Genomic DNA, 8,821 nt, shown 5'->3' with positions numbered 1-8,821 from the left:
TTGCTTTAGCGCGCGCCAGAATTACAGCGCAAGATGGCTGCCACCGATTTGTCCACATCGGAGTCGGTGGTGGCCGCGCTGGAGACCGAGATGCGCATCAGACGACGCCCGTGCCAGGTGGTCGCGCCCATCCAGCAGGTGCCGTCGCGCTGAATGGCGTCGATGACCCGCTCGGTGCGCTCGTCGTCGCCGAAGCTGACCAGAACCTGGTTCAGCACCACGTCATTGGCCACCTCCAGCCCGGCATCGCGCAGTTTGTCGGCGAAGCGGCGGGCCAGCCGGCAGCAGCGCTCTATGAGTTCGGCGACCCCATCGCTGCCCAGCTCGCGCAGGGCGGCCCAGGTCGCGAAGCCACGCGCACGGCGGGAGGACTCCAGCGTGTAGTCGGCCGCGGCCGCCATCTCACCCGTCCCCACCAGGTAGGCAGCGGTGTAGGAGACCGCGGCCGCGTGCACCTGCGGGCGGGAGCAGAAGGCGAAGCCGGAGTCGTAGGGCACGTTGAGCCATTTGTGGCCGTCACAGGCCCATGAGTCGGCCAGCTCGATGCCGTCGACCAGCTCCCGCAGCTGTGGGCTGGCCGCCGCCCACAGGCCGAAGGCGCCGTCGACGTGGACCCATCCTCCGCGCTCATGGACCAGATCGCAGGCGGCGCGCAGGTTGTCGCACGCGCCGGTGTTCACGTTGCCCGCTTGCAGGCAGACGATCGCCGGACCGTCGGGCAGCGCCCGGGTCAGCGCGTCAATGTCGATGGCGCCGTTGCTATCGGCGGCGACCTGGGTCAGACCGGCCGTGCCGAAGCCGAGCAGGCGCAACGCCCGGTCGATGGTGGCGTGCCGCTCGGCGCTTGCCAGCACCGGCACCCGTGGCGCACCGCCGAGCCCGTCGGTCTCGACATCCCAGCCCAGCTGGGCAAGCACCTGGTGACGCGCAGCGGCCAGGCCGACCGTGTTGGCCGCCTGCCCGCCGGTGACGAAGCCGACCGAAGCCGTATCCGGTATGCCGAGCAGCTCTTTGAGCCAGGTGCCCGCCGCCTGCTCCGCGGCCACCGCCGCGGGGGCGAGCAGGCCGTTGAACGCGTTCTGATCCCAGGCCACGGCAAGTATCTCCGCCGCTGTGGCGGAGCGCAGGGAACCTCCCACCACGAAGCCGAAGAAGCGCGGCCCGGTGGTGGCCACTATTCCGCCCTGGGCCGCGTGCACCAGCTCGTCGAGCACCTTGACCGGGTCTGTGCCGCGCTTGTTCAGCGTCCCGCCGAACGCAGCGCGCAGCGCGGCCGCATCGGCGGGGCGGCCGACCGGGGCCTGCCCCACCCACGCCCGATAAGCGATCGCGTGCTCCGCGGTCCGGCGAAAGAGCTCACCCCACGTCACTACCCGAACCTACTTGAGCGATAACCATCACGAGCGCGAACGTCGCAAAGAAGGCTCCGGACTCCAGCCGGGCGAGCCACTTCGACGCGTCAGCCTCGGATATCGCCCCCTGGGTCACCGCGCGTTCGGAGTTGCGGCGCAGGCCGAGCAACTGCTCGGCGGAGCCGAAGTCGTCGAAGACGACCGGGTTGACGATCACCTGGCGGGCGGTCAGCCCGGCCTGCGTGGCGAGCCGCGGCAGCCGCCGGCCGATGTCGGGGTTGCGCACCTGGCCGGCCAGGAACCGGCTGAACGCCCGGCTGAGGTCGACCTGCTCGTCATCGATGACTAAGGTGTCCCAGTCGGGCTCGGCCATGCCCACCAGGCCACCGGGGCGCACGATGCGCGCCAGCTCGCAGACCACGGCCTGCGGATCTTCGACGTGCTGCAGGATCCGGTCGGTACGGGCTCTGTCCACGCAGGACGGATCCAGGTCGAGCTGGTGGGCGTCGCCGGAGCGCACGTCCACATTGGAGTTCGTCGCGTAGCGCCGTTGCGCTACGTCGATCATCTCCGGGTTGCTGTCCAGCCCGATCACCTTGCCGCCCGGGGCGACCAGCTCCGCCATCGAACCGATGTCGGCGCCGGGGCCGCATCCGACGTCAGCGATGACCAAACCCGGCTCCAGGCGGAGTTCTTCCAGCAAGCGCCGCTTATAGCTGCGGCCCGCACGCGACCGTGCCGCCGCGTCCAGGTACTCGACGTGTGAGACCAACATCCGTCAAGCAGAACACATCTATACTCATCAACGTGACTCAATCTCTTCGGCGGCCCGTCGTGGCCGGGATGGTGGCGCTGCTCATCGCCGCGCTCGTCACCGCCTCCCCGGCCACCGCCGCGCCGGTGCTCTATGAGGCCGAGAATGCCACCATCATCAACGGACTCGTCGAGAGCAACCATGCCGGATTCACCGGCACCGGCTTTGTCAACGCCGCCAACGCTGTCGGCTCGGCGGTCGAATTTTCCGTGCAGATGCCGGCGGCCGGCAGCCGCAACCTGCTGTTTCGTTACGCCAACGCGTCAAGCGCCAACCGGCCCGCGAGCCTGAGCATCAATGGCGTCAACCACTCCACCGTCCTGTTCGCCCCGACCGGCGGGTGGACCACGTGGATCTCGGCGGCGGTCAACGCCGTCGCGCTGAGCAACGGCACCAACCTGGTGCGCATCAGCGCCAGCACCTCCAACGGGCTGCCCAACCTGGACTCGCTCACCGTCGATGACGGCGTCGGCGGTGGTGAGCAGCCCATCGAGGACCCGATTCCGCAGAATCCGATCGCCTCGGGCCTGGGCCTGGTGCTCACCGAATATGCGACCTTCCCCCAGTCGCAGCCCGTACCCACCCCGACCGACCAGCGACTGGTCCGGCGGGCCCGGATCAACGCGCTGGGGGAAATCCCCGGGACCACGGGACGGCGTTTCGTCCCCGACCTCAACGGCAAGCTCTACGTCCTGCCCGCCGGTGGCGGCACCCCGGCCACCTATCTGGATGTGCGGCAGGTCGTGGGCGCGAACTTCTTCTCCGGTCGCGGTTTGGGCAGTGGCTTCGGTTTCGTCGCCTTCCACCCTGAATTCGCCACCAACGGCCGGTTCTACACCGTGCACAGCGAGGCTTTCAGCGGTGGCCTGGGCATGCCGACGGATTGGACCCAGACCGGCGCGGTCGTGCACAGCATCCTCACCGAGTGGACGGCCACCAACCCGGCCGCGGCCACCTTCAGCGGAACCCGCAGACCGTTGCTGCGCCTCGGTTTTGGCACCTACATCCACGCCATCCAGCAGATCGACTTCAACCCCAACGCGACCCCCGGCAGCGCCGACTACGGAATGCTCTACCTGGCCGTCGGCGAGGGCGGGCGGGGGCTGAACACCACCCAGCCGCAAGCGCGCAACCTGCCCTTCGGCAAGATCTTGCGGATCGATCCGCGCGGCACCAACAGCACCAACGGCCGCTACGGCATCCCGGCGTCGAATCCCTTTGTGGGCCAGGCGGGAACGCTCGGCGAAATCTACGCCCTGGGCATGCGCGACCCGCACCGCTTCAGCTGGGACCGCGGCGGCACCGGCCGCATGTTCCTCGGCCACATCGGCGAGCACAGCATCGAAAGCGTCTACGACGTGCGCGCCGGGGACAATTTCGGATGGAGCCAGCGCGAGGGCAAGTGGGTCTACCGCAACTCCGACCCTTGCAACGTCTACACCTTGCCCGCCAACGACTCCACGCTCGGCTTCACCTACCCGGTGGCCGCCTACGACCACAACCCGCCCACCGACTGGAATTGCAGCAGCGACCTGGGCCGAGCCATCGCGGGCGGCTTCGTCTATCGCGGCAGTGCCCTGCCCGCGTTGCAGGGCAAGTACTTCTTCGGCGATCTGGTGCAGGGCTGGGTCTTCTACACCAATGAGTCGGCGATGGTGCGCGGCAGCGCCACCCTGGCCCCGATCTACCAATTGAAAATCTTCACTTCGTCGGGTACCCAGACAAGCATGCCCACGCTGGCCGGAGACGCTCGGGTCGACCTGAGGTTCGGCACCGACCGCGCGGGCGAGCTCTACGTGCTGTCCAAGGCGAACGGCAAGATCTGGAAGGTGACCGGGGTCCAGGGCAGCGCGCCCTAATCCTGTTCCTTCAGCTCACGCTCGTAGGCCTCGTTCAGCTCATTCCATCCAAAGTGGACAGCATCTGCTCCGCGGATCGGCCCGACCGGGTCGCCGTCGAGCAGATGCTGTGCCACATCGAGGCAGAGGTGCCAGCCGGCGGCCACCTTCGGCAGCCACTCGCGGCCCTGCACGGTGTGCCGCAGGGTCAGCCGCGTTCCCGCCCCCGCGGGTTCCAGCTCCCAGCGCAACAGGTCTTCTCCCCACGTGTACTCGAGAAGTCGTGGCGGCTCAGCACGAATCACCTGCGCCGCCGTGACATCAACGGTCTCACCATCGATCATCGTCAACGCGGCATTGCCCAGCTCGCTAAGGTCGCGGTCGGTGGTGAAGGGCGCCCATTGGCTCAGCTGGCCCGGCTCGGTCAGCGCGGCCCAGACCTTCTCCGGCGGATGCCGGAAGTCGCGCACGAAGACCAGCATCCACTTGTAGTCGCGAATATCGTGGCTGACATCGGCCAGGGGCGAAGGCGTAAAGGACGAACGATCCATCACTGCTCCAGGTTGTCGAGGTGACGCTCAAGCGCATCAAGATGCCGATCCCACAGGCGGCGGTAGGGCTCCAGCCACTCGTCGATCGCCTTGAGCCGGCGCGGCTCTATCCGGTAGATGCGCTGCTGCGCCGCTATTCGCGAGGTGACGAAACCAGCCTCGCGCAAAACCTTCAGGTGCTTGGAAAGCGCGGGCTGGCTCACCTCAAGCGCCTGCACCAGCTCATTGACGCTGGTGTCACGCAGGCGCAGCAGGTCGAGGATCCGACGCCGGGTCGGCTCGGCCACCACAGCGAACGCGTCAACGGGCACTCCCCTAATATGCCTCTCGCGTTATATGCCTGTCAAGGCTTAAACCCTGCCCACGGGTCGTAGTCGACCTCCAGCTCTTCCTGCGGCGGGCGCTCGGCCTCCGGCACGTGCTGCAGGTTCACGCGAATGCGGTACCACAGAGAGCTTCGCCCACGCATCCCGTCGACCAGCACGTCGGCCGGTTGCAGCAGCTGCGCCACCTTGGGGTGCTTGGCTTTCCAGCTTTCGAACCCCGCCATCGCCTCCGGCCTGGTCTTGGCACGGGCAATTTCGATGAGCGGCATCGTCGACTCGCGGCGGCCCGTGCCCTTCTTGGGCGGCTTCTCGGCCGGGCCAAGCCGCTTTGCCAGCTGGAGCAAAGGCTCCAGCGACCCGTGCGAGGACTCGATCCCGCGCCACGGGTCGCCGATGTCGGCAAAGCGGCGCTGCACCGTGCTCAGGGTGTGCTCCTCCATCCGGCAACCCGGCACCTCTTCCCAGGTCAGCGGCGTGGAGACACGGGCATCCGGGGTCGCTCGCACCGAGTAGGCCGAGGCGACCGTGCGATCCTTGGCGTTCTGGTTGAAGTCGACGAACACGCCCTCCCGCTCCTCCTTCCACCACTTGCTGGTGGCCAGGTGCGGCGCTCTGTTCTCCACCTCGCGGGCCACCGACTCGGCGGCCAGCCGAACGTCGTGATAGGACCATTGCGGCTCGATGCGCGTGTAGATGTGGAAGCCCCGCGAGCCGGAGGTCTTCGGCCACGCGGTCAGGCCGTGGTCCTCCAGCACGGCCTTGGAGACCAGAGCCACCTCGACGATCTGCTCCCAGGTCACCCCGGGCATCGGGTCGAGGTCGATGCGCAGCTCGTTGGGGCGATCCAGGTCCTCGGCCAGCACCGGATGCGGGTTGAGGTCTATGCAGCCCAGGTTGACCACCCACGCCAGCGCGGCCGCGTCGCGCACCACCACCTCGGCCGCGGAGCGCCCGGAGGCGTAGTGCAGCTCGGCAACCTCAATCCATTCCGGCCGGCTGTCGGGCGCCCGTTTCTGGAAGAACGCCTCCTGATCGATGCCCTTGACGAAGCGCTTCAGAACCATCGGGCGGCCGTAGACGCCGCGCAGCGCGCCATCGGCCGTGGCGAGGTAATAGTTGACCAGATCGAGCTTGGTATGGCCTGCTTGCGCAAAGACCACCTTGTCCGGATTGGTGATGGTCACCTCGCGCCCTGCTACTTCCAACACCTTCGACTTCGACACAGGAACAGCCTATTCCGATGAGCTGTCGAACTCGGCGCGGACGCCGAGGAGTCTGACCGCTCGCCGGGTGGTGAACTTCTCCAGGGCTGCGAGCGCCGCGAGCTCCAGGGCCGCAATGTCGTTGGTCGGCTCGGGCAGCGCCTGGCCCCGGGTGCGGGTGGTGAACGGCACGAAGCGAACCTTCACCACCACCCGGGCGACCGGGCGCTGCTGGGCCGCCGCGTCCGCCCCAACGCGCTGCGCGAGCACGACCACCTCGCTTCGCACCTTCTCCCATTCCTCGATGTCCTGCTGGAACGTGGTCTCCCGGCTGCACGACCGCGGGATCCAGCGCTCCGCGCTCACCTGGGAACTGCTCTCGCCGCGGCCCAGACTCACCAGCCACGGCCCGATCGCGGGCCCGACGTGTTTGGCCAGCTCCGCCGGATCCGTTTCGGCGAGCTGGCGTACCGAGAAAATATTAAGGGCTGCAAGCTTTTTGGCGGTCTTGCCGCCGATCCCCCAGAGCGCCTCGGTGCTTCGGTCGCCCAGCACCTCGAACCAGGTCCGGCCGCTCAGCTCGAAGATTCCGGCCGGCTTGCCAAAGTCGGTGGCCAGCTTGGCCTGCAGCTTGTTGTCCCCGATGCCGACCGAACAATGCAGCGAGGTCGCCTCCAGCACCCGTCGCTGGATGTCGAGCGCGAGCGTGCGCGGATCGTCGCCGTCGTAACCCACGAACGCCTCGTCCCAGCCGAGCACTTCGACCACACAACCCGTGGCGCGCAACGACTCCATCACCTTGGCCGACACCGCCTCGTAGGCCTGGGCGTCCACCGCGAGGAACACCGCTTCCGGGCATTTGCGAAGCGCCAGCCGCAGCGGCATTCCCGAGTGCACCCCGAACTCGCGAGCCTCGTAAGAGGCGGTGCTGACCACGCCCCGCTTGGCCGGATCGCCGTCACCACCGACGACGACCGGTCTGCCCCGCAGCTCGGGACGGCGCAGCACCTCGACAGCGGCGATGAACTGGTCCATGTCGACGTGCAGCACCCAGCGGGTCACCTCCCCATTCTGGCCCTAACCGACCTGGCCGATTCCTAAATTGTTTTCGCTACCGGAAAGGGCGGTGACAGGATAGGCGGATGCGCTACGAGGTAAGACCGCTGACATCGCAAGATCAGGCCGCCGCCTGGAAGCTCGGCAGCCTCGCCTTCGGCTATCACGACCGCCCGATGCCGGAGGACTGGAATTCCGATTCCCCGGGGCGCTACACCCTGGGCGCTTTCGACGATTCCGGCCGCCTCGTGGCCAAGGCCGTCGATCGGGCGCAGCAGCAGTGGTTCGGCGGCCGGGCCGTGCCCACCAGCGGGGTGGCCGGGGTGGCGGTGGCACCGGAGCTGCGGGGCAAAGGCTTGGCCCGCTTGGTGCTCACCCGCCTGCTCGGCGACGCGCGGGACCGTGGCGCGGCGATCAGCACGCTGTTTCCCACCGTCCCGTTCCCCTACCGCCGCCTGGGATGGGAGGAAGCGGGCTGGCTGACCTACCTCGCCCTGCCCACCTCGGCCCTGTCCGGCATCCGGCCCGCACCCGGGATAGCGCTGCGGCCCGCCACCGAGGGCGACATGCCCGCCATCTTCGAGCTCTATCGCGACGTGGCCCGCGCCGGAAACGCACTGATGGAACGCTCGGGCCCGCTGTGGAACAGGACAGCGACCGAAATCCTGGAATCCTTCGACGGGATGACCGTCGCCGTGACCACCGATGGCGAGGTCGTCGGCTACGCCAGCTGGGAGCGAGGCCCCGGCTACGACTCGAGCGGCAAAATCACCGCCTACGAACTCATCGGCAGCACCCACGACGCAACGAGCACCCTGCTGGCCATGTTCGCGGGCTGGGCGAGCGTCGCGCCGACCGCGGTGCTGCGACTGTCCACATCAGACCCGGCGCTGTACGAGGTCGCCACCTCCAGCATCCGGATCGAGTCGCAGCAGCCGTGGATGATCCGCGTGGTCGACGCCGCCGCGGCGATCGCGGCCCGCGGCTGGCCGAGCCACCTCAAAGGCAGCGTCGACCTCGACCTGGCCGACGTCGAATGCCCCTGGAACGAAGGCCGGGTAAGGCTTGTGCTCGACAGCGGGCAAGCCGCCCTTGAGCCCGGCGGCAGCGGCGAGGTGCGGATGACCTCGCGCGGGCTCGGCGTCTGGTACGCGTCCGCGGCCAGCCCGGCCGTCCTGCGCCGCGCGGGCTTCCTCAGCGGCGGCGACGCCGAAACCGACAGCTTTCTCATGGCCGCCACCGCCGGCCCAGCCCCCACCCTCCTCGACTACTTCTGACATAAAATCTCCTTATGCAGGACCGGTACGAGTCGCCGATCGATCGCCAGATCCGGGAGGCGCAGGAACGCGGGGAGTTCGACAACCTGCCCGGCTTCGGCAAGCCGTTGCCGGGCAGCGGGCAGCCACTGCACGACGACTGGTGGCTCAAGGAAATGGTGCACCGCGAGCAGATCGGCAGCGGAGGTCTGCCGACCACGCTGCGGTTGCGCAAGGAGTGCGAAGACGTGGCTGATCTGGTGGCGACGCGCAAGTCGGAGGCACAGGTGCGCGCCTACCTGGCCGACCTCAACGAGCGCATCCGCAAAGCCATGCGCGGCCCGGTCGACGGCCCGCCGATTGTGCTCAAGCCGCTGGAAGTGGAGCAGGTTGTGCAGGAATGGCGAAACCGCCGGGCCGGCTGAC

At 68.2% G+C, this 8,821-nt stretch carries 9 protein-coding genes; 3 read left to right on the top strand and 6 right to left on the bottom strand.

The genetic code is table 11. The features are described 5' to 3' along the window. Positions 1-5: 5 nt before the first annotated feature. Positions 6-1,370 (bottom strand): pyridoxal phosphate-dependent decarboxylase family protein, encoded by a 1,365-nt coding sequence (locus Rhe02_RS15830; protein WP_203908977.1) that lies wholly within the window; start codon positions 1,368-1,370, stop codon positions 6-8. After that, positions 1,357-2,127 carry a methyltransferase domain-containing protein gene (locus Rhe02_RS15825; protein ID WP_203908976.1) on the bottom strand — a complete coding sequence of 257 codons (771 nt, stop codon included), beginning with the start codon at positions 2,125-2,127 and terminating at the stop codon, positions 1,357-1,359. Before Rhe02_RS15825 ends, Rhe02_RS15830 begins: the two co-directional genes overlap by 14 nt. A gap of 32 nt (positions 2,128-2,159) precedes the next feature. Between Rhe02_RS15825 and Rhe02_RS15820 the strand changes: the two genes are divergently transcribed. Then, complete coding sequence (locus Rhe02_RS15820) at positions 2,160-4,025, top strand: PQQ-dependent sugar dehydrogenase (protein ID WP_239123847.1); 1,866 nt, start codon at positions 2,160-2,162, stop codon at positions 4,023-4,025. Here the strand turns inward: Rhe02_RS15820 and Rhe02_RS15815 are convergent. Genes Rhe02_RS15815 through Rhe02_RS15800 form a run of 4 tightly spaced genes read right to left on the bottom strand, consistent with a single transcriptional unit; the run spans position 4,022 to position 7,145 of the window. After that, entirely contained in the window at positions 4,022-4,555 is a 534-nt protein-coding gene (locus Rhe02_RS15815; RefSeq protein ID WP_203908993.1) for an SRPBCC family protein, read from the bottom strand. The genes Rhe02_RS15820 and Rhe02_RS15815 overlap by 4 nt on opposite strands. Further along, a complete protein-coding gene (locus Rhe02_RS15810) occupies positions 4,555-4,866 on the bottom strand; it encodes an ArsR/SmtB family transcription factor (protein ID WP_203908975.1) in 312 nt (103 codons plus the stop codon). The genes Rhe02_RS15815 and Rhe02_RS15810 overlap by 1 nt, the downstream gene beginning before the upstream one ends. Before the next feature lie 32 nt (positions 4,867-4,898). After that, the gene (gene ligD, locus Rhe02_RS15805) at positions 4,899-6,104 is read right to left on the bottom strand and encodes a non-homologous end-joining DNA ligase (RefSeq protein ID WP_203908974.1); all 1,206 of its coding nucleotides are present in this window, start codon (positions 6,102-6,104) and stop codon (positions 4,899-4,901) included. Positions 6,105-6,113: 9 nt separating this feature from the next. Next, a complete protein-coding gene (locus Rhe02_RS15800) occupies positions 6,114-7,145 on the bottom strand; it encodes a DNA polymerase IV (RefSeq protein WP_203908973.1) in 1,032 nt (343 codons plus the stop codon). A gap of 80 nt (positions 7,146-7,225) precedes the next feature. On the opposite strand from Rhe02_RS15800, the gene Rhe02_RS15795 reads away from it, so the two are divergent. Continuing rightward, positions 7,226-8,416 (top strand): GNAT family N-acetyltransferase, encoded by a 1,191-nt coding sequence (locus Rhe02_RS15795; RefSeq protein ID WP_203908972.1) that lies wholly within the window; start codon positions 7,226-7,228, stop codon positions 8,414-8,416. Positions 8,417-8,430: 14 nt separating this feature from the next. After that, positions 8,431-8,820 carry a DnaJ family domain-containing protein gene (locus tag Rhe02_RS15790; RefSeq protein ID WP_203908971.1) on the top strand — a complete coding sequence of 130 codons (390 nt, stop codon included), beginning with the start codon at positions 8,431-8,433 and terminating at the stop codon, positions 8,818-8,820. Position 8,821: the final 1 nt, after the last annotated feature.

Origin of the sequence: Rhizocola hellebori (genome assembly GCF_016862955.1) — a bacterium.
GTDB lineage: Bacteria > Actinomycetota > Actinomycetes > Mycobacteriales > Micromonosporaceae > Rhizocola > Rhizocola hellebori.
This window is presented reverse-complemented; position numbering and strand designations above follow the sequence as displayed.

What these genes read in the sequence shown, in the direction of transcription:
- Rhe02_RS15825 (WP_203908976.1), bottom strand. Translation starts at nt 2,127, where the DNA reads ATGTTGGTCTCACACGTCGAGTACCTGGACGCGGCGGCACGGTCGCGT.
- Rhe02_RS15815 (WP_203908993.1), bottom strand. Translation starts at nt 4,555, where the DNA reads ATGGATCGTTCGTCCTTTACGCCTTCGCCCCTGGCCGATGTCAGCCAC.
- Rhe02_RS15795 (WP_203908972.1), top strand. Translation starts at nt 7,226, where the DNA reads ATGCGCTACGAGGTAAGACCGCTGACATCGCAAGATCAGGCCGCCGCC.
- Rhe02_RS15790 (WP_203908971.1), top strand. Translation starts at nt 8,431, where the DNA reads ATGCAGGACCGGTACGAGTCGCCGATCGATCGCCAGATCCGGGAGGCG.